The 22,182-nt window shown below is 72.1% G+C and carries 21 protein-coding genes; 10 read left to right on the forward strand and 11 right to left on the reverse strand.

All coding sequences use genetic code 11. The features are described from left to right. Positions 1-22: 22 nt before the first annotated feature. The 7 genes from cmk to J2W21_RS13580 form a co-directional block, all read right to left on the reverse strand. Entirely contained in the window at positions 23-838 is an 816-nt protein-coding gene (gene cmk / locus J2W21_RS13550) for a (d)CMP kinase (RefSeq protein WP_307115028.1), read from the reverse strand. After that, positions 820-1,920 carry a prephenate dehydrogenase gene (locus tag J2W21_RS13555; protein WP_307115029.1) on the reverse strand — a complete coding sequence of 367 codons (1,101 nt, stop codon included), beginning with the start codon at positions 1,918-1,920 and terminating at the stop codon, positions 820-822. The genes cmk and J2W21_RS13555 overlap by 19 nt, the downstream gene beginning before the upstream one ends. 8 nt (positions 1,921-1,928) lie before the next feature. Further along, entirely contained in the window at positions 1,929-2,939 is a 1,011-nt protein-coding gene (locus tag J2W21_RS13560) for a pseudouridine synthase (RefSeq protein WP_307115030.1), read from the reverse strand. Between the two features lie 113 nt (positions 2,940-3,052). Next, on the reverse strand, positions 3,053-3,634 hold the full coding sequence (scpB, locus tag J2W21_RS13565; RefSeq protein WP_307115031.1) for an SMC-Scp complex subunit ScpB: 582 nt from the start codon (positions 3,632-3,634) through the stop codon (positions 3,053-3,055). After that, the gene (locus J2W21_RS13570; protein ID WP_307115032.1) at positions 3,597-4,463 is read right to left on the reverse strand and encodes a segregation and condensation protein A; all 867 of its coding nucleotides are present in this window, start codon (positions 4,461-4,463) and stop codon (positions 3,597-3,599) included. Before J2W21_RS13570 ends, scpB begins: the two co-directional genes overlap by 38 nt. Further along, positions 4,450-5,361: a ParA family protein gene (locus J2W21_RS13575; RefSeq protein WP_307115033.1), complete on the reverse strand. Its 912-nt coding sequence runs from the start codon at positions 5,359-5,361 to the stop codon at positions 4,450-4,452. Before J2W21_RS13575 ends, J2W21_RS13570 begins: the two co-directional genes overlap by 14 nt. Positions 5,362-5,628: 267 nt before the next feature. Further along, positions 5,629-7,014 (reverse strand): cation:dicarboxylate symporter family transporter, encoded by a 1,386-nt coding sequence (locus J2W21_RS13580; RefSeq protein WP_307115062.1) that lies wholly within the window; start codon positions 7,012-7,014, stop codon positions 5,629-5,631. 134 nt (positions 7,015-7,148) lie between these two features. Here J2W21_RS13580 and J2W21_RS13585 point away from each other — a divergent pair, with 134 nt between their 5' ends. From J2W21_RS13585 to J2W21_RS13600, 4 genes are all read left to right on the forward strand, one after another. Further along, complete coding sequence (locus tag J2W21_RS13585; protein ID WP_307115034.1) at positions 7,149-8,807, forward strand: sensor histidine kinase; 1,659 nt, start codon at positions 7,149-7,151, stop codon at positions 8,805-8,807. Then, a complete protein-coding gene (locus J2W21_RS13590) occupies positions 8,804-9,526 on the forward strand; it encodes a response regulator (RefSeq protein WP_307115035.1) in 723 nt (240 codons plus the stop codon). The genes J2W21_RS13585 and J2W21_RS13590 overlap by 4 nt, the downstream gene beginning before the upstream one ends. Positions 9,527-9,602: 76 nt before the next feature. After that, positions 9,603-9,806, forward strand: coding sequence for a hypothetical protein (locus tag J2W21_RS13595; protein WP_307115036.1), 204 nt, complete (start codon positions 9,603-9,605; stop codon positions 9,804-9,806). Positions 9,807-10,029: 223 nt separating this feature from the next. Continuing rightward, a complete protein-coding gene (locus J2W21_RS13600; protein ID WP_066497363.1) occupies positions 10,030-10,233 on the forward strand; it encodes a cold-shock protein in 204 nt (67 codons plus the stop codon). A 128-nt stretch (positions 10,234-10,361) separates the two neighbouring features. Here the strand turns inward: J2W21_RS13600 and J2W21_RS13605 are convergent, their stop codons facing one another. Then, complete coding sequence (locus J2W21_RS13605; RefSeq protein WP_307115037.1) at positions 10,362-11,207, reverse strand: NAD-dependent epimerase/dehydratase family protein; 846 nt, start codon at positions 11,205-11,207, stop codon at positions 10,362-10,364. A 195-nt stretch (positions 11,208-11,402) separates the two neighbouring features. Between J2W21_RS13605 and J2W21_RS13610 the strand changes: the two genes are divergently transcribed. Continuing rightward, positions 11,403-11,933, forward strand: a complete 531-nt coding sequence (locus J2W21_RS13610) for a MarR family winged helix-turn-helix transcriptional regulator (protein WP_307115038.1) — start codon at positions 11,403-11,405, stop codon at positions 11,931-11,933. Further along, entirely contained in the window at positions 11,930-13,339 is a 1,410-nt protein-coding gene (locus tag J2W21_RS13615; RefSeq protein ID WP_307115039.1) for a DUF1731 domain-containing protein, read from the forward strand. The genes J2W21_RS13610 and J2W21_RS13615 overlap by 4 nt, the downstream gene beginning before the upstream one ends. 18 nt (positions 13,340-13,357) lie before the next feature. Here J2W21_RS13615 and J2W21_RS13620 read toward each other — a convergent pair whose 3' ends face one another. Genes J2W21_RS13620 through J2W21_RS13630 form a run of 3 tightly spaced genes read right to left on the reverse strand, consistent with a single transcriptional unit; the run spans position 13,358 to position 17,698 of the window. Beyond that, positions 13,358-15,196, reverse strand: a complete 1,839-nt coding sequence (locus J2W21_RS13620; protein ID WP_307115040.1) for a gamma-glutamyltransferase family protein — start codon at positions 15,194-15,196, stop codon at positions 13,358-13,360. Between the two features lie 9 nt (positions 15,197-15,205). Then, a complete protein-coding gene (locus J2W21_RS13625; protein ID WP_307115041.1) occupies positions 15,206-15,754 on the reverse strand; it encodes an acyl-CoA thioesterase in 549 nt (182 codons plus the stop codon). Positions 15,755-15,787: 33 nt separating this feature from the next. After that, the gene (locus J2W21_RS13630) at positions 15,788-17,698 is read right to left on the reverse strand and encodes a propionyl-CoA synthetase (RefSeq protein ID WP_307115042.1); all 1,911 of its coding nucleotides are present in this window, start codon (positions 17,696-17,698) and stop codon (positions 15,788-15,790) included. Positions 17,699-17,879: 181 nt separating this feature from the next. On the opposite strand from J2W21_RS13630, the gene J2W21_RS13635 reads away from it, so the two are divergent. The 4 genes from J2W21_RS13635 to J2W21_RS13650 are packed head-to-tail and all read left to right on the forward strand — an operon-like array spanning position 17,880 to position 22,163. Continuing rightward, the gene (locus tag J2W21_RS13635; protein WP_307115043.1) at positions 17,880-18,521 is read left to right on the forward strand and encodes a GntR family transcriptional regulator; all 642 of its coding nucleotides are present in this window, start codon (positions 17,880-17,882) and stop codon (positions 18,519-18,521) included. Between the two features lie 20 nt (positions 18,522-18,541). Beyond that, positions 18,542-20,062 carry an MmgE/PrpD family protein gene (locus J2W21_RS13640; RefSeq protein WP_307115044.1) on the forward strand — a complete coding sequence of 507 codons (1,521 nt, stop codon included), beginning with the start codon at positions 18,542-18,544 and terminating at the stop codon, positions 20,060-20,062. Next, positions 20,062-20,979: a methylisocitrate lyase gene (gene prpB / locus J2W21_RS13645; RefSeq protein ID WP_307115045.1), complete on the forward strand. Its 918-nt coding sequence runs from the start codon at positions 20,062-20,064 to the stop codon at positions 20,977-20,979. Before J2W21_RS13640 ends, prpB begins: the two co-directional genes overlap by 1 nt. Positions 20,980-21,011: 32 nt before the next feature. Next, complete coding sequence (locus J2W21_RS13650; protein ID WP_307115046.1) at positions 21,012-22,163, forward strand: bifunctional 2-methylcitrate synthase/citrate synthase; 1,152 nt, start codon at positions 21,012-21,014, stop codon at positions 22,161-22,163. The last annotated feature ends 19 nt before the right edge of the window (positions 22,164-22,182 follow it).

Below are 22,182 nucleotides of genomic sequence, written 5' to 3' on the forward strand. Positions count from 1 at the left end.
GAAGGGTGTCAGGGGGCCGGGCTCACGCGCCGGCCGGGCGGCTCACGGCCGCGTGCACGACGCCGAGGACGGCGTCGACGGTCTGGTCGAAGTCGAGGTCTGAGGAGTCGACGGTGAAGACGCCGTCGGCGGCCTGCGTGAAGCTGGCGACGGCGGAGTCCTTCGCGTCCCGCGCGACGACCTGCTCGTGCAGCTCCTCGGCGTTCTGGGTGCCGCCGAGCTGCGCTCCGCGGCGGCGCATGCGGGCCTCCTCGGAGGCGGTGAGCAGGAGCCGCACCTCGGCGTCGCGCGCCACCACGGTGGTGATGTCCCGGCCCTCGACCACCATGCGCCGGCCGTGGGCCGCGATGATCGCGCGCTGGCGGCGGATGAGCTCGTCCCGCACGCCCAGGTTCGTCGCGACGGCGCTCACCGAGGCGGAAATGCGGGGCTCGCGGATGGCCGCGGTGACGTCGGCGCCGCGCACGAGGACCCGCTCGGTGGCGGGGCTCGTGCTCAGCTCGAGGTCGAGCCCCCGGGCCGCGGCCTCAACGAGCGCGCCGTCCGCGAGGTCGAGGCCCCGCTCGAGGCAGTCCCAGGCCACCGCCCGGTACATGGCACCGGTGTCGAGGTAGGCGAGCCGGAGCCGGCGTGCCACCTCCTTCGAGACGCTCGACTTCCCCGATCCGCTCGGGCCATCGATCGCCACGACGAGCGGCCGGCCGAGCCGGAGGGGCTCCGCGCCGGGAGCGGGCGTGTAGCGCACGGACGTGCCCTGCGCCGTGCTGAGGGAATGGAGCTCCGTGGACTGCGCCACGCCCTGCTCCGTCTCCTGCTCGCTCATTGCAGTACCCGCCATCCGCGCTCCTCCAGTTCCGCCACCAGGGCGTCGTGCTTGCTCGGCAGCACCGAGATCTCCACCATGCCCACATTCCGCCCCGACGAGTGGTCGAGGCGCAGGTCTTCGAGGTTCACCCCGATCTCGCCGATCTCCGTCAGGAGCCTGGCGATCTGCCCCGGCCTGTCGTCGACGAGGACCGTGAGCCACGCGAACGCCTGAGGCGGGCCGCCGTGCTTGCCCGGGATCCGCGCCTGGCCCGCGTTGCCCTCGGTCATGAGCTGGGCCAGATCGAGCCGCGCCCCCGGCGCCGTGGGCGCCTCGAGGGTGCGGATGAGGCGTTCGACGTCCTCGCGCACACCGTACAGGTGCTCGACGATCTTGCCCGCATTCGCCCCGAGGATCTGCACCCACAGGCCCGGGTCGCTCGCGGCGATGCGCGTCGTGTCGCGCAGGCCGTTGCCCGCGAGGGCCAGCAGCCGCAGGTCGGTACCCTGCAGGCGCGAGGCCAGCAGGGAGGACATGACCTGGGGCAGGTGGCTCACGAGCGCCACCGCCTCGTCGTGCTCGTCGGCGTCGAACTCGACGACGATGCCGCCGAGGTCGGAGCCAAGGGCCTTGGCGAGGCGGACAGCGCCGGGATCGGACTCGGGGGCCGCGCACACGACCCAGGGCATGGAGGTGAAGAGCTCGCCGCGGGCGGCAACCGGGCCGGACTTCTCCCGGCCGGCCATGGGGTGGGTCCCGACGTAGCGGGCCACGTCCGCGCCGCGCTCGCGCAGCCCCTGCACGATGGCGCCCTTGACGCTGGCGATGTCCACGACGACGGCATGGGGCCAGCGCTCGAGGGCGCGCGCTGCGACGCCGACGGCCACGTCCGGAGGCGTCGCCACGACGACGAGCTCCGGCTGGGCTCCGCGGTCGGCCTCGAACTCGGCGATGGGCCGGCCCGCGCCGATGTCGACCGCGACGGCCTGGTTGGTGGGCGAGGTGTCCTCGAGGAAGACCGGCACGCCGCGGTGCTCGAGGCCGAGGCCGATGCTGGTCCCGAGCAGCCCGGTGCCGATGACGACGATCGGTCCATGGAGGTGTGTTGCTGACATGCTCTCCCCTACAGGCCGACGGCGGCCATGAGGTGCCCGATCTCCTGCTTGCCGAGCCGGCGGATCGTGCCCTGCTTCTGGTCGCCGAGCCCGATCGGACCGATCTTGGCGCGCACGAGCCGCTGGACCGGGAAGCCCACCGCGTCGAACATGCGGCGGACGATCCGGTTCTTGCCCGAGTGCAGGACCACCTCGACGAGCACGAAGCCGGGCGTGGAGTCCACGAGGCGGAACGAGTCGACCTTCGCGAGGCCGTCCTCGAGCTCGACGCCGCGGCGCAGCTGGGCTCCGATGCCCTGGGGCATGGGCCCGCGGACCTGCACGACGTAGGTCTTGGGGACCTCGTACGAGGGATGCGTGAGGCGGTTGGCGAGCTCGCCGTCGTTCGTCAGGAGCAGCAGGCCCTCGGTGTTCGTGTCGAGGCGGCCCACGTGGAAGAGGCGCTCCGGCGAACCCGGGCGCAGGTAGTCCGTGATGCACGGGCGGCCCTCGGGGTCGTCCATCGTGGACACCACGCCGCGCGGCTTGTTGAACGCCATGTAGACGAGGTGCTCGTCGGTCTGCACACGGACCCCGTCGACATGGATGACGTCCGTCTCGGGGTTGACCCGGGTGCCGAGCTCGGTGACGATCTGCCCGTTGACCTCGACGCGGCCCTCCGCGATGAGCTCCTCGCACACCCGGCGCGAGGCAACGCCCGCGCTGGCCATGACCTTCTGCAGGCGCACCCCGTCCTCGGCCATCTGGGCCCGGGTGCGCGGCGCGTGGGCAGGCAGGGGGGCCGGCTGCCTGCGGGCCGTGCCCTGGCCCGCCTTGCCCACCGGGCCGAGGCTCCTGCCGAAGCGCTCGTTCGCGAAGGGCGCCGCGCCCGTCCCCTTCGGGGTGGGGCGCTCGCCGCGCTTGCGCTGCGCGCCCTTCGGGGCGCCCTTGGCGCCTCCGCGCGCTGCGCTGCCGCGCGCGCTGTTCCTGCGGGGGTTGTCCCCGTTGCGTGGTGAACCCTGGCGTCCCGCCTGTGCCATAACCAATGCCTCTGCAGTATGAAGCAGCCCGTCCGGGGCTGCGTTGGTGGTAGAAAGAGGGCGAATGCCCCCGTCAAGGATACCGGATCTGCCCTCCCGGGCCGCCCGGGGCCTCAGAACGGGGCGTCGATCCCGCCCAGCTCGTCGAGCCCCGGGAGGTGCGGCGAGAGCTTGGGCAGCTCGGCGACGGAGCCGATGCCGAGCCGCTCCAGGAAGTACGACGTCGTCCGGTACAGGATCGCCCCCGACTCCGGGTCGGTGCCGGCCTCCTCGACGAGGCCCCGGGTCACGAGGGTCTTCACCACGGAGTCCACGTTGACCCCTCGGATCGCGGCGACGCGCGAGCGGCCCACGGGCTGCCGGTAGGCGATGACGGCGAGCGTCTCGAGCGCGGCCTGGGTCAGCCGCGCCGTCTGGCCCTCGAGCACGTACCGGGAGACGATGTCCGCGTACTCGGGGCGCGAGTAGAACCGCCACCCGCCCGCGACGGCGCGCAGCTCGAACCCCCTCCCCTGCCGTGTGTACTCGGCCGCGAGCTCCTCGAGCGCCTCCTCGGCCTCCGCCTGGGGCACCTCGAGGGTCGCCGCGAGCTCGGCCGCGCTGATCGGCTCGTCCACGACCATGAGCACGGCCTCGAGGGCCGCGCGGACCGTCGGCTCAGCCTGCTGCATGCTGTCCCTCGCTGTCTGCGGCATCCTCGTACTCCTCGCTCACCCTCTCGGCGCTCCAATCCTCGCCGGCGGTCCAGCGCACGCTCAGCTCGGCGAGCGGCGCCGCCTGCTCGAAGGCCACGGCCCGGTCCCGGAACAGCTCCAGCAGGGCCAGGAAGCGCGCGACCACGACGAGCCGCGTCTCGGCGTCGGCCGTGAGCGCCCGGAAGCTCAGCGGCCCCGAGCCCTGCAGCCGCAGGCCGATGAGCTCGGCCTGCTCGCGCACGCTCACCGGCGGCGCGTGCAGGTGGGCGGTGCCGACCTCGCTGGGCGGGGCCTCCTTGGGCGCGAACGCCTTGGCGGCGAGCGCCGCGAACTGCTCGGGCGTGTGCCGCCACACGAGCTCGGGCAGGAGTGCGGCGAAGGCCGGCTCGAGCGTCACGGAGCGCGGGAAGCGGCGCGCCTCGGCGTCGAGGGTCGCGGCGAAGATCCCGGCGATCTCCTTGAAGGCGCGGTACTGCAGGAGCCGGGCGAAGAGGAGGTCGCGGGCCTCGAGGCGGGCCACGTCCTCCTCGTCGTCGACCTCGCCCTGGGGTAGGAGCCTGGCCGCCTTGAGGTCGAGCAGGGTCGCGGCGATGACGAGGAACTCGCTGGCCTCGTCGAGCGCCCAGTCCTCTCCCTTGGCCTGGAGGGCGCGGGTGTAGGCGATGAAGTCGTCGGTGACGGTCGCGAGGGCCACCTCGGTGATGTCGAGGCGGTGCTTGGCGATGAGCCCGAGCAGGAGGTCGAACGGTCCGGTGAAGTTCTCGAGGCGGACCTCGAAGCCGCCCGCGCCCGGCGCGGCGTCGGCCGGCTCGGTGTCAGGGAGCTCCACCGCGGGCCACGAGCTCGCGCGCCAGGCTGCGGTACGCCTCGGCGCCCGGGTGGTTCGACGCGTACCGGGTGATCGGCTCGGCGGCCACGGTCGCGTCGGCGAACTTGATGGTCCTCTTGATGACGGTCTCGAAGACCTTGTCGCCGAAGGCCTCGACGAGACGGGCCAGCACCTCGCGGCTGTGCAGCGTGCGGGCGTCGTACATCGTGGCGAGCACCCCGTCCACCACGAGGCGCGGGTTGAGCCGGTCCTGGACCTTCTCGATGGTCTCCACGAGCAGGGCCACGGCGCGCAGCGCGAAGAACTCGCAGATGAGCGGGATGACCACGCCGTGCGCGGCCGTGAGCGCGTTGACGGTGAGGAGGCCGAGGGAGGGCTGGCAGTCGATGAGGATGACGTCGTACTCGTCCTCGACCTTGCGCAGGGCGCTCGCGAGGACCTGCTCGCGCGCCACCTCGGTGACGAGCTGCACCTCGGCGGCGGAGAGGTCGATGTTGGCCGGGAGGAGGTCCACATTGGGCTCCTCCGTGCTGCGGATGGCCTGCCGGACGTCCACGTGGCGGTCCATCATCACGTTGTACACGGTGGTGTCGAGCTCGTGCGGGTTGATGCCGAGCCCGGCGGAGAGGGCGCCCTGGGGGTCGAAGTCGACGAGGAGGACCTTCCGGCCGTATTCGGCGAGCGCGGCGGCCAGGTTGATGGTCGAGGTGGTCTTGCCCACCCCGCCCTTCTGGTTGACCATCGCGATGATCCGCGCCGGCCCGTGCGAGCTCAGGGGCGCCGGGACCTCGAACGTGTGCAGGGGCCGGCCCGTGGGTCCGAGCTCCACGGTGCCCTCCGTGCCCTCGAGGGAGCCGGAGATGCCGTCCAGAGTCGCTGCGCTCTGCTCTGTGCTCACGTGTCCATCCACACTTTCGATTCGTTGGCGGCGATTCGCATGCCTACGGCGTCCTTGGCTCACCAGCCTACACACGGGCGACATGCATTGTGCGGACCTTGACAATCGGCCCCCGGCGCGCCTCACCCTCAACTGGAACTTCAAGGTTGCGGGGCCTCCGCCACTCGCCCAGAGGCCTGCGCCTTGCCGCCACGGCGGCGAGCACGACGGCGGGCGGGCCACCTCCGAGAGGCGCCCGCCCGCCGTCCTGCGCGGGAGTGGGTGGGGTCAGGCCCGGGCGAGCGCCTCCTCGGCGCCGGCGCCGGTGGCCCCGACCTCGACCTCGCCGCCGTCGCCGTGGCCGTGCCCTGCGATCATCGTGGTCTCGTCGAACGGCAGGCGGCCGGAGAGCACCTCGGTCACCTGGGAGGCGTCGATCTCCTTGGTCCACGTCCCCATGAGGACCGTCGCCACGGCGTTGCCGGTGAAGTTGGTCAGGGCGCGGGCCTCGGACATGAACCGGTCGATGCCGACGATGAAGGACACGCCCCCCACGAGCTGCGGGGCGTGGGCCTGGAGGCCGCCGGCGAGGGTGGCGAGGCCGGCGCCGGAGACGCCCGCGGCGCCCTTGGAGGCGATGATCATGAACACGAGCAGCCCGATCTGCTCACCGAGGGCGAGCGGCTGCCCCATCGCGCTCGCGATGAACAGCGAGGCCATCGTGAGGTAGATCGCCGTGCCGTCGAGGTTGAAGGAGTAGCCCGTGGGCACGGTCACGCCGACCACCGGCTTGGAGACCCCGAGGTGCTCCATCTTCGCGATCAGGCGCGGCAGGGCGGCCTCGGAGGAGGAGGTCGAGACGATGATGAGGTACTCGCGGCCGAGGTACTTCATGAGCTTGAAGATGTTCACGCCGGAGACGACCTTCAGGATCGTGCCGAGGACCACCACGATGAACAGGATGCAGGTGATGTAGAACGCGATCATGAGCGTCGCGAGGCTCAGGACTGCCTTCCAGCCGGTGGCGCCGACCACGGCGGCGATCGCGCCGAACGCGCCGATGGGGGCGACCCACATGATCATGATGAGGATCCGGAAGACGAGCGCCTGCGCCTGGGCGATGAAGTCGAGGAGGAGCCTGCCGGTCCTGCCCATGCGCTGGAGCGCGAAGCCCACGAGGAGGGCCACGAAGAGGGTCTGGAGGACGTCGCCGGCGGTGAGCGAGGAGAGCAGGGACTTGGGGATGATGCCCAGGAGGAAGTCGGTGGTGTCCGCGGACTGCGTCGCCTTGTAGGTCGCGTCCTTGAGGTTGAGGCCCTGGCCCGGGTGGACGAGGTTGCCCACGACGAGGCCGATGCCGAGCGCGAACGTGCTCATGATCATGAAGTAGAGGAGGGCGAGGCCGCCGACCTTGCCCACCGTCTTGGCCTTGGCGATCGAGCCGATGCCGAGGACGATCGTGCAGAAGATGACCGGGGAGATCATCATCTTGATCAGGGCCACGAACCCGTCGCCCAGCGGCTTGAGGTTCGCGGCGAACCCATCCTTGCCGGGGAACATGAGGCCGACTGCAACGCCGAGGACCACGGCGACGACGACGGCGATGTAGAGCCAATGGGTGCGGTCGACCGACTTCTTCTTGGCCGGCGCCGCGTCGGGTGCCGTAGGCGACATTGCCACGGGGAGCTCCTTCGTTGATACCTTGACTTCTGGCCCGGGGTGGGCCGGTTCACACTCCACTGTGGGTCACGCTGTGACAGACCTCACCGTTGCGGTCATATTGGTCACTGGGGAGGAGGAAGGACCCGATGCGCCCGCTGAGCCTCGCCGCCCGGATGCTCTGGACGCTCGTGCTCGCCGTCATCGTGCTCACGGGCTTCATGGGGACGGCGATGTACGTCGATGCGAGGGACCAGACGCACGAGCAGGCCGGACGCCGCACCCTCGCCGTCGCCTCCGCCCTTGCCGACAGCCCGTTCGTGGTGGACGCGGCCCGGCGTGCCGCCGCCGTGGACCCCACGGCCGCCCTCCAGCCGTACGCGATGAAGGTCATGGCGGACGCCGGGCTGGACTTCATCACGATCATGGCCCCGGACCGGACCCGCTGGACGCACCCGGACCCCACCCAGATCGGCGGCAAGTACATCGGCAGCATCGACCAGGCGCTCGCCGGCCACCCGTTCACCGAGGAGGTCGAGGGGACCCTGGGCCCCTCCGTCCGCACGATCGTGCCGATCAGGGACGGCGGGAAGGTCATCGGCATGGTCGCCGCCGGCGTGACGGTGAGCGCCATCGAGGTCGCCGTCGCCGGCCGCCTGCCCGCGCTCCTGGCGATCGCCGCCGTCATGCTCGCCCTCGGGTCCCTCGGCTCGCTCGGCGTCGGGCGGTACCTCAAGCGCGTCACGCGCGGCTACGGCCCCGAGCAGCTCGGCCAGCTGTTCGCCTACTACGAGTCCGTGCTGCACTCGGTGCGCGAAGGCGTCATCCTCGTGGACGCCAAGGGGCGCGTGGTGATCCGGAACGACCAGGCCTCGCGGCTCCTCGGCCTGCCCGAGGAGGAGGACGTGGACGACGCCGGCCCCGGCACCCCGCGCGGGTCCCGCGCCGCGCGCCGTGCCCTCCCCGCGCCGCCCGCCCTCAGCCGGCTCGGCATCCCCGGCAGCCTGCGCGACCTGCTCGCGAGCGGGCGGACGGCCCGCGACGAGATCCACGTGACCGACGAGCGCGTCCTCGTGGTGAACCAGGAGCCCGCGGTCTCGCAGGAGGGCCGGCGCAGCCGCGTCCTCGGCTCGGTGGCGACCCTGCGGGACCAGACGGAGATCGAGGCCCTCGGCAACGAGCTCGAGACGATGCGCACGCTTTCCGATGCGCTGAGGAGCCAGACGCACGAGCATGCCAACCGGCTGCACACGATCGTCTCCCTCCTCGAGCTCGGCCAGACGGACCGGGCCCTGGCCTTCGCGACCGAGGACCTGCAGCTGAGCCAGTCCCTGGCGGACGAGCTCGTCGTCTCGATCGACGAGCCGGTCCTCGCCGCCCTCATCATGGGCAAGGCGGCCCAGGCCAACGAGCGCGGTGTCCGGCTCGATGCGGAGGCCACCGCGTCCCTCGCCGATTCGGGCCTCGCGGCGGCAGACCTCGTGACCATCGTCGGCAACCTCGTGGACAACGCGATCGACGCCGCTGCGGCCGCGGACGCCCCCCGCTGGGTCTCCCTCGAGATCGCCGAGCACGGGCCCTCCCTCGTGATCGAGGTCGCCGACTCGGGGCCGGGCGTACCCGGCGGCGAAGCGGAGAAGATCCTGCGCTACGGCTACTCGACCAAGCCCCACGCCGGCCAGGGCCGCGGCCTCGGCCTGGCCCTCGTCAAGCGCTCGGTGGAACGCCTCGGCGGCACCCTCTCCATCACGGGCGGGGCCGGGGCCGTGTTCACGGTCGAGATCCCGCGGAAGGAGCCCGCACCGTGAGTGCGGCGAGGGGCCGCAGCCTGGCCCCCGGGATCCGGGTGCTCGTCGTGGAGGACGAGCCCATCGCTGCGGCCGCGCACGCCGCGTACGTGGAGCGCGTCCCGGGGTTCGTCCATGCCGGGACGGCCAACGACGGCGCGTCGGCGCTGCGGCTGGCCGGCGAGCTCGCGGCCGCCGGTGAGCCCGTGGACCTCGTCCTGCTGGACATGAACCTGCCCGACCTGCATGGGCTGGACGTCGGGCGGCGCATGCGGGCCGCGGGCCATCCGGTGGACATCATCGCCATCACGGCGGTCCGCGAGCTGCCGGTCGTGCGGCGGGCGATCTCGGTCGGCGTCGTGCAGTACCTCATCAAGCCGTTCACGTTCGCCGCCTTCGCCGAGCGCCTCGAGCACTACCGCTCCTATCGTGAGGCGCTCGCGGACGGCGCGGGCCCGGCGTCGCAGGCTGCGGTGGACGAGGCTCTCGCGGCGCTCCGCGCCCCGGTGGCCAGGCCCCTGCCCAAGGGGCTCTCCGCCGGGACGCTCGAGGCGATCCGCGGCTTCCTCCGGGCCAAGGGCGTGCCCGTCTCCGCGTCCGAGGTCACCGAGGCCGTCGGCGTCTCCCGGGTGACGGCGCGCCGGTATCTCGAGCACCTCGCCGAGACGAAGGAGGTCACCCGCTCGGCCCGCTACGGCGCGCCCGGACGCCCCGAGAACGAGTACCGCTGGACCGGCTGAGGCGCCTCCGCTGGGGCCCTGTCGCGAGCGGCGCGGGCGGCCTAGATTTGATGCAGGAACAGCGAGAGGACAGATGATGACGCACAGCCTCGACTTCGGCAACACCGAGGACGACGACCTCACCGAGCCCCTCGACGGCCGCGACAGCCAGGCTCCGGAGGGGTCGAGCGACAATCCGGAGACCATGGACGAGCTCGACCCGCTCCACGATCCGCGCCGGCTGATCGAGCTCGACTCCGAGGAGGAGGAGAACCCCGACGTCGAGCTCGGCATCGACTGACAGGCCCGGCGGGAGACGGTGCGCTGAAATGGATGCTGCGCGGCGCTCGCTCCGTGGGCCGCGCTCCTGTACCGTTGTACGTGTAGTCGTTGTGTTTCACGTTGTGCCTGTACGGCTCCTGCCTCCACCGGATGGCCAGGGCGGTGCGTGCTAGCGGTTTTACGAACACCGCTGCATATCAGGTCCCGATGGTCGGGACCTGCACCGACCCCGAAGGGCAGTCATGACAACCGGCACCGTCAAGTGGTTCAACAGCGAAAAGGGCTTCGGCTTCATCGCCCCCGACGACAACTCGGCCGACGTGTTCGTTCACTTCAGCGCCATCGAATCGAACGGCTACCGCGAGCTCCTCGAGGGCCAGAAGGTCGAGTTCGAGACCCAGCAGGGACCCAAGGGCCTGCAGGCCGCCAAGGTCCGCCCGCTCTGATCCCCGGACGCTCCCTGCGGAGCGCCTGTGAGCAATGAGCCCGAGAGGGCCGGCAGCGACTCGCTGCCGGCCCTCTCGGCGTCTCGGGACAGGGACCGGCCGGTGCGGCCGGTCCCTGCTGGAATCCTCTAGACGTGGTCGCGCCAGGAATGGCGCGGGTCGTATCCGAGCAGCCTGCGGGCCTTGTCGATCCCGAGCAGCGTCTCGTGCTCGCCCAGACCTTCCCGCACCTGGACCCCGGGGAAGACCTCCGCGGCGAGCGAGGCGGAGCTGCGCGACATGACCGTGTCGGCCGCGGCGATGATGTACGCCTCGAATCCGGGCCGCGCCGACTCGAGGGCGCGCTCGACGGCCTGCGCGCCGTCCCGCGCGTCGATGTACCCCCACAGGTTCCACTTGCGCCGAGACGGGTCGGCATCGAACGAGGGGAAGGCGGCGTAGTCCTCGGGCACCATGACGTTGGAGAACCTGAACGCGCTGATGCTCAGCTCCGGGTCCCAGCGGCACAGCTGGATGGCCATCTGCTCCTCGAGGTGCTTCACGAGCGAGTATGTGCTCTCGGGTCGGGCCGCGTACTCCTCGTCGACGGGGATGTAGGGCGGCGGGGTGTCGAAGGGCAGCCCGAGCACGGTCTCGCTCGAGGCATAGGCGATCCGCTTCACGCCCGCCCGCCTGGCGGCCTGGAAGACGTTGTACGTGGCCAGCATGTTGTTGCGGAACGTCGCGGCGTCCGGCACGAGCCCGGGGGCCGGGATGGCGCCGAGGTGGACAACCGCGTCGATCCCGTCGTGGCGGTCGTCGACGCCGAGGAACGCATCGACCACCTGGCCGTAGTCGGTCAGGTCGGTGCGGATGAATCCTGGGTCCCGCTCCCCCGCCACATCGAGGCTCCACACGCGGTGGCCCGCCTCCCGCAGGTGCGCCAGGACCACCCGCCCCAGCTTCCCGCTTCCTCCGGTGAGCACGATCTCCATGGACTCCCCTTCCCGTGCGGCCCGTGTGGCCACTGCCGACCATCCTTGTCCGGTTCGGCCCGGGCCGCCACCCCCGTCCGCGTCGGAGCGTCGCGGCGTCCCCTGCGCGCACGGGGTCGAGGGCCCTGGTCCACGCCACGAGCCGCGGGCACGTGCATAATTGATGTGTCAAACATGGGGACCCGAGGAGACGCTGTGAGCACCCACACCACGGCCGAGCCGCACTGGCTCGACGAACGCGAGAAGGACGTCTGGCTGGCCCTGCGCCGCCTCGTGTGGGGGCTGACCCCCGCCGTCGACCGGCAGCTCACGAGGGACTCCCAGCTGTCCGGGCCCGAGTACTCGGTGCTCGCGACCCTCTCGGAATGCCCCGACGGGGTGCTGCGCTCCGGGACCGCCGCCCAGGAGCTCGGCTGGGAGCGCAGCCGGCTCTCCCACATCCTGCGGCGCATGGAGGCCAAGGGGCTCATCCACCGCAGCTGTTCGGCGGACGACGCGCGCGGGCAGGATGTGACCCTCACCGAGGCGGGGCGGGCGGCGATCACGGACGCCGCGCCGGGCCACGTCGGCTTCGTCCGGCGCATCGTCTTCGACCCCCTCACCGCCGAGCAGCAGGCCGTGCTGGGGCAGGCATGCCACCGGATCGCGGAGGCGATCGAGGCCGCCGAGCGTGAGGCCGCCGCGGCCGCGGTGCCCGGGGACACGGCCAGTAGACTGCACGGATGACCTGGCATCGCACGGCATCCCAGTGGTTCCGACTCCCTGCCGGCCCCCTCTGGGAGGTGCTCTCCGAGGTGCGGCGGTGGCCGGAATGGAACCCCGCGGTCGGCGAGGCCGGGCTGGGCACAGCCCTCGCGGAGGGGGCGCAGGGACACTACGCGCCCGCCCAGCGGATCCTCGGCGCCCTCCACCGGCGCACCGCTCCCGGGTTCACCGTCACCCAGGTCGATCCGGGCCGCCGGCTGGTGCTCCGCCAGCCCCAGCCCGGCGGCGCACAGGAGATCGAGTGGTCGCTCGCGGAACGCGACGGGGGCACGCTCTTCACCCAGCGCGTCGTGATCGACGGCCCGCTCGCGCAGCAGTTCGGCCTCACGGCCGGGGAGCCCCTCGTGCGCGGCTTCGCCGCCCAGTGCGCGCGCCTGTACCGGCTCGCGGCTCCGGGCGGCGGCACCGCCGGTGCGGACGACGACGCAGCGCGCCGCCCGCTCACGGTCCTCGCCGGCGGGAGCGGGTATCTGGGCACCCTGCTCGCGGCGGACCTGCTCTGCTCGGGGCACGAGGTGGCCCTCCTCGCACGGTCCCAGCGGCCGGGCCCCTTCCGGCAGATCCTCTGGGACGGGCGCAGCCAGGGTCCCTGGGCCGCCGAGCTGGGCGCGGTCGAGCGGCTCGCCCTCGTCAACCTCAGCGGCGTGAGCCTCGACAGGCCCGGCACCGAGGCGAACCTCGCGCTGCTCCGCGACAGCCGGGTCGCCCCCACGCGCGCCCTCGTCGAGGCGAGCCGGACTTGGGCGCGCCCGGTCGAGCGCTGGGTTCAGCTCAGCGCCGTCGGCATCTACGGCGACTCGCAGGAGCCGATGGACGAGCGGGCCGCTCCCCCGTCCGAGGCCCCGGGCCTCGCGGCCGTGGTGCGCGACTGGGAGGCCGCCTTCGATCCTGCCGCCGCCGCCCGTTCGACGGTGCTGCGCACGGCCGTGGTGCTGGACCGCGACGCCGCGGTGCTGTCCCGGCTCACCGGGCCCGCCCGGCTCGGCGCCGGTGGCCACCTCGGCACGGGCGAGCAGTGGTTCAGCTGGATCCACGCGGCCGACTGGCTGCGGGTCGCGCGCGCGGCCCTGGGCCTCGTCCCCTCGGCGGGCGAGGCGCCGGTCGAGCTGCCCGACGGGGTGGTGAACGCCACCTCCCCGCAGCCGGTCCAGAACCGCGAGCTCATGGCGCACATCCGGGAGTTCGTCGGAGTCCCCGTCGGCATTCCGGCCCCGGCCGGGCTGCTGCGGGCGGCAGCGGGCGTCCTGCGCACGAATCCCGATCTCGCCCTCGACAGCGTCCGGGCCGTCCCCGGCGTGCTCAAGGACGCCGGATTCGAGTTCCGCTACCCCCAGCTCGCCGCGGCCTTCCGCGAGATGGCCGCCTGACCCCCTCCGGGCCCTGAGTCAGCGCCCGACGGCGTAGCCCGCCATGCCGCGCGGGTTCGCCCCTGCGCGCAGGATTCCCGTGGCCGGATCCCGTGCCACGGCGCACAGCCGCCCGATCTCCCAGTCCCCCGCCACGCCCACGCGATGGCCGCGGCGCCTCAGCCCCTCCACGACGTCGGCACCGAACCGCCCCTCGAGCAGGGCAACGCCGGGCTGGTGCTCGTGCGGGTAGAAGCTCGACGGCGAGTGGACGGAGTGGAACCCTGGCGCGTCGATCGCCTCCTGCAGCCCGACTCCCCGCAGGGCGACGTCGAGGAAGAAGTGCGGCTGCCACTGGTCCTGCTGGTCGCCGCCGGGCGAGCCGAAGGCGAGCACCGCCTCGCCGCCGCGCGTGGCGAGGGACGGCGAAAGCGTCGTGCGCGGCCTGCGCCCCGGCGCCAGGGTGTTGGGCAGTCCCTCCTCGAGCCAGGCCATCTGCAGCCGCGTGCCGAGCGGGAAGCCCAGCTCGGGGATGACCGGCGAGCTCGAGAGCCAGCCGCCGCTCGGCGTCGCCGACACCATGTTCCCCCACCGGTCCACGACGTCGACGTGGACGGTGTCGGTCCGGGCCTTCCCGTCGGCCGCGGGCAGGCCGTCCGCGGCCGTGGCCTCCTGCAGCGCGCGCACCGCGTTGGGCTCGCCCAGCCCGTTCACCCCGGCCGCCTCGAAGCCGCCCCGCACCACGAGGTCGGGCAGGCGCGGCATCCTCCCGCCCGGGGAGCCGGGGAGGAGCTCGAGGGTGGCCGTCGCGCCGATGAGCGCCGCCCGGGCGGCCGCGTACCCGGGCGAGAGGAGCTCCTCTGCCGGTACGCCGGGCCCGTCTCCATACCAGGCGTCCCGGTCCGCGAGCGCAAGCTTGGTCGCCTCGAGCACGGTGTGGAGGTAGCCCTCTGTGCCGGGGGCGAGCGTGCCCTCGCCGAAGCCGGGGACTGCGTCCAGGATCGCCAGCTGCTGCAGGAAGGCGGGCCCCTGGCTGAAGAACCCGCACTTGTGCACGGTCCAGCCGCGGAAGTCGAGGGAGACCGTCGGCTCGTAGTGCGGGCGCCATGCGGCCAGGTCGGCGGCGGTGATGAGGCCCGCGTGGGCGGTGCCGCTCGAGTCGCGCTGCGGCGTGCGGCAGAACGCGTCGATCGCCTCGGCGACGAACCCGGTCGTCCATTCGCGCACGGCGGCGTCGATCGCCTCCGCGCGTCCCGCGCCGCCGGCTGCCGCCCGGACCTCGGCCTCGACGAGCCGGCGCCAGGTGCGGGCGAGCGCGGGGTTCCGCAGCAGGCTGCCGGCGGCCAGCGGCCGGCCGCCGGGGGCGTACACCGCGGCCGAGGAGGGCCAGTGCTGCCGGAAGTGCGGCGCCATGCGCTCGAGGACGGCCGCCAGCCTGGCCGAGACGGGGAGCCCGTCCTCGACCACCGCCAGCGCGGGCCCGAGGACGTCGGCCAGAGCGAGGGTGCCGTGGTCGGCGAGGAGCCTGAGCCAGCCCAGGGTCGAGCCAGGGATGGCCGCGGCGAGGAGTCCGGTGCCGGGCACGTGCCCGAGGCCGAGCGCCCGGAACGCCGCGGGCGTCGCCGAGGCGGGGGCCGGGCCCTGGGCGCTCAGGACGCGCGGCGCCTGCCCCGGCTCGGCGAAGATGAGGGTCATGTCGCCGCCGGGGCCGTTCTGCTGCGGCTCGGCGGCCTGGAGCGCGAAGCCGGCGGCAGCGGCGGCGTCGAACGCGTTGCCCCCGTGCTCGAGCATCGCCATGCCGGCCTGGGCGCCGGTCCAGTGGGTTGCCGAGACCATGCCGAACGTGCCGGCGAGCTCGGGCCGGGTGGTGAAGTCCATCACCCCACGCTAGCGCTGCCAGAGGTGCGGTGCGGGGCGCCGCGTGCTGGGCAGGGCGTTCTCCTCGCGCCAGCGGTGGAGGAACTCGGGCAGCACGAGGTCTGCGGGCGGCCGGCCGGTCTCGGCGAAGATCTCCTCGTTCGCCACCGGGCCGGACTTCGAGACCAGGCGGGTGGCGAGGTAGGCGCGCGCGTAGATCTCGCCGCCGGCCACCATGCGCTGCTCGAAGAAGATGGCCTTCTCGTCGAACCCGATGATCCTGGTCTCGATGGTGTAGGCCTGCCAGAGCGTGAGCGACCTGCGGAACGTGATGGTCTCGAGGTTCACCACGGGGCTCCAGCCCCGAGCGCGCATGCGGTCCCACATTCCGGCGCGCACCATGAGGTCGAACCTGCCGAGGTCCATGAGCGAGAAGTACATGCCGTTGTTGACGTGCAGGGCGATGTCGATGTCCGTGGGGAGGACGCGCAGCTTCAGGGACGAGGTCCCCCACAGGCTCAGCGGAGGCCGCCGGCGCGAGGTGACCAGGAGCATCAGGGTGCGCAGGAGCAGGTGCATGCCGTCATGTTACCCGTCGGTAACCGCGCGGGGTCACTCGCCGCGCAGGACGGGGACGAGGCGCTCGATCACCTCCGGGTCCTCGATCGTGGACGGCACCGTGTACTCCTCGCCATCGGCGATCTGCCGCATGGTCTTGCGCAGGATCTTCCCTGAGCGCGTCTTGGGCAGGGCGTCGACGACGAGGGCCTGCTTGAAGTCCGCCACCGCGCCGATCTGCGAGCGCACGAGGGCCACGAGCTCGGTGGCGAGCGCCTCCTCGGACACCTCCGCCCCCGCCTTGAGCACCACGTAGCCCACGGCGCGCTGGCCCTTGAGCGTGTCCTTCAGGCCGATCACGGCGCACTCGGCGACGGCCGGATGGCCCGCGAGCACTGCTTCGATCGCCCCCGTGGAGAGACGGTGGCCCGCAACGTTGATGATGTCGTCGGTGCGGCCCATGACGAACACATACCCGTCCGCGTCGCGGTAGCCGGAATCGCCCGTCGCGTAGCTGCCGGGGAAGGCGCTGAGGTAGGAGGAGATGTAGCGCTCGTCGTTGTGCCAGAGCGTGGTGAGGGTGCCGGGCGGCAGGGGCAGGCGCAGGACGATGTTGCCCTCCTCGCCGACTCCGACGGGCTCCCCCGCGCCGTCGAGGATGTCCAGGTCGTAGCCGGGCATCGGCACGGACGGGGACCCGGCCTTGAGCGGAAGGTCCTCGAGGCCGCGCGGGCTTCCGCAGATGGCCCATCCGGTCTCCGTCTGCCACCAGTGGTCGATCACCGGGACCTTCAGCTTCTCCCCGGCCCAGCGGTAGGTCTCGGGGTCGAGGCGCTCCCCGGCGGCGTACAGCCGCTCGAGCGTGGAGAGGTCGTAGCCGGCGAGGAGAGCGGCCTCGGGGTCCGCGCGGCGGATGGCCCTCAGGGCTGTGGGCGCCGTGAAGAGGACCTTGACGCGGTGGTCCGCCACCACGCGCCAGAACGCCCCGGCGTCCGGGGTGCCCACGGGCTTGCCCTCGTACAGCACCGTCGTGGCGCCGGCCAGGAGGGGTCCGTAGACGATGTAGGAGTGGCCCACGACCCAGCCCACGTCCGAGGCCGTCCACATGACCTCCCCGGGCCCCACGCCGTACAGGTTCTTCAGGGTCCAGGCGAGCGCCACAGCATGGCCGCCGTTGTCCCGCTGCACGCCCTTCGGGGTGCCGGTGGTCCCGGAGGTGTAGAGGACGTAGAGCGGATGGGACGCGGCGACGGGCACGCATCCCGCGGGCTCGGCGGACCGGAGGGCGGAGTCGAAGTCCTCCCAGCCCGGATAGTCCGCGAGCTGGTGCGCGAAGCCGGGGCGCACCTTGACGAGGACGGGGACCTCCGGCGTCTCGGCGATCTCGAGGGCCTCTGCGACGGCCGGGAGGTATTCGACGCGACGGTTGGGCTCGATGCCGCCGCTGGCCGTCACGACGAGCCTGGGCCGTGCATCCCTGATCCTCGCCGCGAGCTCGCGCGGAGCGAATCCGCCGAACACGACCGAGTGGACGGCTCCCAGCCGCGCGCACGCGAGCATCGCGACGACGGCCTCCGGGATCATGGGCATATAGAGGACGACGCGGTCCCCGGTCCCGACGCCGCGGGCAGCCAGCGCTCCCGCGAACCGGGCCACGAGGTCGGTGAGCTGTGCGTAGGTGAACGTGGCCTTCGCGCCGGTCACGGCCGAGTCGTACACGAGGGCGGCGGCGTCTCCGCGCCCACCCTCGACGTGGCGGTCCAGCGCGTTGTACGCGGTGTTGAGCATGCCGCCCGGGAACCAGCGGTAGAGCGGGGGCTCGGAGGCATCCAGGGCTGCCGTGGGCTCCTCCACCCAGTCGATGGCCTTGGCCGCGTCGAGCCAGAAGGACTCGCGGTCCTCCAGGCTCCGGCGGTACACCTCGGCGTACGGTCCCGGCCCCTGTGTCACTGTCGCCTGGGTCATGGCAGCACTCCTCACTTCCTCGTGATGAGGCCAGCGTAGGGCAGGCCCCCACCGACGACAAGGGGTTGTGTATACATTCAGCCTCTCTAATGCCCATAATGGCCTTGATTTCACGATGCCTTCCTGCCAATGTATACAGAGACATCGAAGGTGGGCTTGGACGAATCTGGGGAGGAGCGCCGTGAAGGCCAGCGACCGCGCCTATGCGTCCCTGCGCGAGGACATCGTGGAATGGCGCCTGCCTCCCGGCACCGTCCTGGGCGAGGTCGAGCAGTCGGAACGCCTCGGGGTCTCGCGAACACCGCTGCGCGAGGCCCTGGCCCGCCTCACCGCCGAGGGCCTCGCCTCGGCCCAGCGGGGGCGCGGCGTCGTCGTCAGCGACATCTCCCTGGCCCACATCGACGAGCTGTTCGAGCTGCGCGAGGCGCTCGAGGCGAAGGCCGCCGCGCTCGCGGCGCTGCGGGGGGACCACGCGCGGTTCGCCGGGCTCCGCGACCGGTTCGCCGCGGCCCCGGCCCTCCTGCACGACGAGGACCCGCAGCGGCACCAGTACTACGCGCTCGCAGCCGAGCTCGACGCGGCGATCGACGACTCCATCGCCAACTCCTACCTCGCGCAGTCCCTCGAGGGCCTGCGCGTCCACCTCACCCGGGTGCGGCGCCTGGCGAAGGACGACGCCGCCCGCCTGAGGCAGGCAGCCTCCGAGCACGCCGCCATCGCCGGGGCGATCGCCGACGGCAACGCCCACCTCGCGGCGGCGGCCACCGCCGTCCACCTCAGCAACAGCCTGCACCACATCAAGAACACCCACCCGCTTCCCTAAGCCCCACCGAAAGGTCAGCCATGGTCGAGATGCACAAGGTCCGCGTCTACAAGAGCGAGGAGAACCTCCCCCGCGAGGACCAGCTCGCGCACAAGATCGCCACGGTCGCCGCCGACCCCGTCGAGGTCTCCGACGAGGTCGCCGAGATGATCGTCAACCGGATCATCGACAACGCCTCGGTGGCGATCGCCTCGCTCAACCGCGGCCCCATCGTGGCCGCGCGCGCGCAGGCGCTGGCCCACGCGCCGTCGTCCGGGGGGAAGGGCTCGCTCCTCTACGGCATCACCGACCGCGTCTCCCCCGAGTGGGCCGCCTGGGCCAACGGCGTGGCCGTGCGCGAGCTCGACTACCACGACACGTTCCTCGCGGCGGAGTACTCCCACCCCGGAGACAACATCCCGCCGATCCTCGCCGTCGCCCAGCACGTCGGCTCGACCGGCCGAGACCTGATCCGCGGCATCGCGACCGGGTACGAGATCCAGGTCGACCTCGTGAAGGCGATCAGCCTGCACAAGCACAAGATCGACCACGTCGCCCACCTCGGCCCCTCCGCGGCCGCCGGCATCGGCACCCTGCTCGGCCTCGACGTCGAGACCATCTTCCAGGCCGTCGGCCAGGCGCTGCACACCACCACGGCGACCCGGCAGTCCCGCAAGGGCGAGATCTCCACCTGGAAGGCGCACGCCCCCGCGTTCGCCGGCAAGATGGCGGTCGAGGCCGTGGACCGTGCCATGCGCGGGCAGACCTCCCCCGTGCCGATCTACGAGGGCGAGGACGGGGTCATCGCGTGGATGCTCGACGGTCCGGACGCCGCCTACGAGGTCCCGCTCCCCGCGCGCGGCGAGGCCAAGCGGGCGATCCTCGACACCTACACCAAGGAGCACTCCGCTGAGTACCAGGCGCAGGCGTGGATCGACCTGGCCCGCAAGCTGCACCGCGAGCATCCCGAGGTGACCGACCCCGAGAACGTGGCCAGCATCCTCATCAAGACCAGCCACCACACCCACTACGTCATCGGCTCCGGCGCGAACGACCCCCAGAAGTACGATCCGACGGCGTCCCGCGAGACGCTCGACCACTCCATCCCCTACATCTTCGCGGTGGCCCTCCAGGACGGCACGTGGCACCACGTGGAGTCCTACTCCCCCGAGCGCGCAGGCCGGCCCGACACCGTGGCGCTGTGGCACAAGGTCACCACGGAGGAGGACCCGGAGTGGACGCGCCGCTACCACTCCCTCGACATCGCGGAGAAGGCCTTCGGCGGCTCCGTGGTCATCACGCTCGCCGACGGGACAGTGATCGAGGACGAGATCGCCGTGGCGGACGCCCACCCGCTCGGCGCGCGCCCGTTCCGCCGCGAGCAGTACATCGCCAAGTTCAGGACGCTGGCCGCCGAGTCGGTGGCCCCGGAGGAGATCGAGCGCTTCCTCGACGCCGTGCAGCGGCTCCCCGAACTCGGCCCCGGCGAGCTCGACGCGCTCAACATCGTCGCCAAGGAGGGCGTGATCGACCTCGCCTCCGCCCCGAAGGGACTCTTCTGATGCTGTACTCGACGACCACTCCCGAGCAGAAGCGCGCCACGCTGCGCGAGATCCTCGGTTCGGGCACGCTGCAGCAGTTCCCGGGTGCCTTCAGCCCGCTCTCCGCGCGCCTCATCGAGGAGAAGGGCTTCCCGGGGGTGTACATCTCCGGCGCGGTCCTCGCCAACGACCTGGGCCTGCCGGACATCGGGCTGACGACCCTGACGGAGGTCGCCACCCGCGCCGGGCAGATCGCGCGGATGACCAACCTGCCCGCCATCGTCGACGCCGACACGGGATTCGGCGAGGCCATGAACGTGGCCCGCACCGTCCAGGAGCTCGAGAACGCCGGCCTGGCCGGGATGCACATCGAGGACCAGGTCAATCCGAAGCGCTGCGGCCACCTCGACGGCAAGGCGGTCGTGGACCTCGACACCGCGCTCCAGCGCGTCAGGGCCGCCGCGGACGCGCGCCGCGATCCGAACTTCCTCATCATGGCCCGGACCGATGTGCGGGCCACGGGCGAGGGGGCAGCTGGCCTGGAGGCCGCCGTCGAGCGCGCGAAGGCCCTCGTCGAGGCGGGGGCCGACGCGATCTTCCCCGAGGCCATGGCCAGCCTCGAGGAGTTCCAGACGATCCGAGACGCCGTGGACGTGCCGGTGCTGGCGAACATGACCGAGTTCGGCAAGAGCCGGCTGTTCACCGCGGAGGAGCTCGGCGGGGTCGGGATCAACCTCGTGATCTACCCGGTGACCCTGCTGCGCAGCGCCATGGGCGCCGCGGAACGTACGCTGGAGAGCATCCGGGCGGACGGCACCCAGGAGGCCCAGGTGGCGAACATGCTGACTCGCTCCCGCCTCTACGAGCTGGTTGACTACGAGGCGTACAACCGTTTCGACACCGGCGTGTTCAACTTTCAGGTTCCCGGCCGATACTGAGGCCACGGGGCCATTGACGAAGGAGTCCTGCGATGACACAGGTGCCCAACACCGAAGAGATCAAGAAGGGCCTTGCCGGCGTGGTGGTGGACTACACCGCCATCTCGAAGGTGAACCCTGAGACCAACTCGCTCCTCTACCGGGGCTACCCGGTACAGGAGCTCGCTGCGCGGTGCAGCTTCGAGGAGGTCGCCTACCTGCTGTGGCACGGCGAGCTGCCCACGCCGGAGCAGCTGGCCGAGTTCGAGGCGCACGAGCGTTCGGGCCGCGCGCTCGACCCGCTCCTGAAGCGGCTCATCGACGACCTGCCGGCCACGTGCCATCCCATGGACGTGTGCCGCACCGCGGCGAGCGTGCAGGGCGCCCGCGACCCCAAGGCCGGCGACTCCTCCCGCGCGGCGAACCTGGCCAAGGCCGTCGAGCTGTTCGCCGCCATGCCGGCCGTCGTGGCCTACGACCAGCGGCGGCGCCGCGGGCAGGACCTCGTCGAGCCGCGGGACGACCTCGGCTACGCCGCGAACTTCCTGTGGATGACCTTCGGGGAGGAGGCGGCCGCCGAGGTGGTGCGGGCCTTCGAGGTCTCGATGATCCTGTACGCCGAGCACTCGTTCAACGCCTCGACCTTCACCGCGCGCGTGGTGACCTCGACGCTCTCCGACCTCCACTCGGCCGTGACGGCCGCCATCGGCGCCCTCAAGGGCCCGCTCCACGGCGGGGCCAACGAGGCCGTCATGGAGACGTTCGAGGAGATCGGCATCCGGACGGACGAGACGCACGAGCAGGCCAAGACCCGGGCCAAGGCCTGGATGGACGAGGCCCTGGCCGCCAAGAAGAAGGTCATGGGGTTCGGCCACCGCGTCTACAAGCACGGCGACTCGCGGGTTCCGACCATGAAGGCCGCGCTCGACGACCTCATCGCGTTCTACGGCCGCCCCGAGATCCTGGGCCTCTACGACGGCCTCGAGCAGTCGATGGACGAGGCCAAGGGCATCAAGCCCAACCTCGACTACCCGACGGGCCCTGCGTACCACCTCATGGGCTTCGACATCCCCACGTTCACGCCGCTGTTCGTGGCCAGCCGGATCGTGGGCTGGACCGCCCACGTGATGGAGCAGCTCGAGAGCAACTCGCTCATCCGCCCGCTCTCGGCCTACAACGGCCCGGACGAGCGCCACCTGGACTGATCCGCCCCGGCGGAGCCCC

The organism is Sinomonas atrocyanea (assembly GCF_030811715.1).
Taxonomy (GTDB): domain Bacteria; phylum Actinomycetota; class Actinomycetes; order Actinomycetales; family Micrococcaceae; genus Sinomonas; species Sinomonas atrocyanea_A.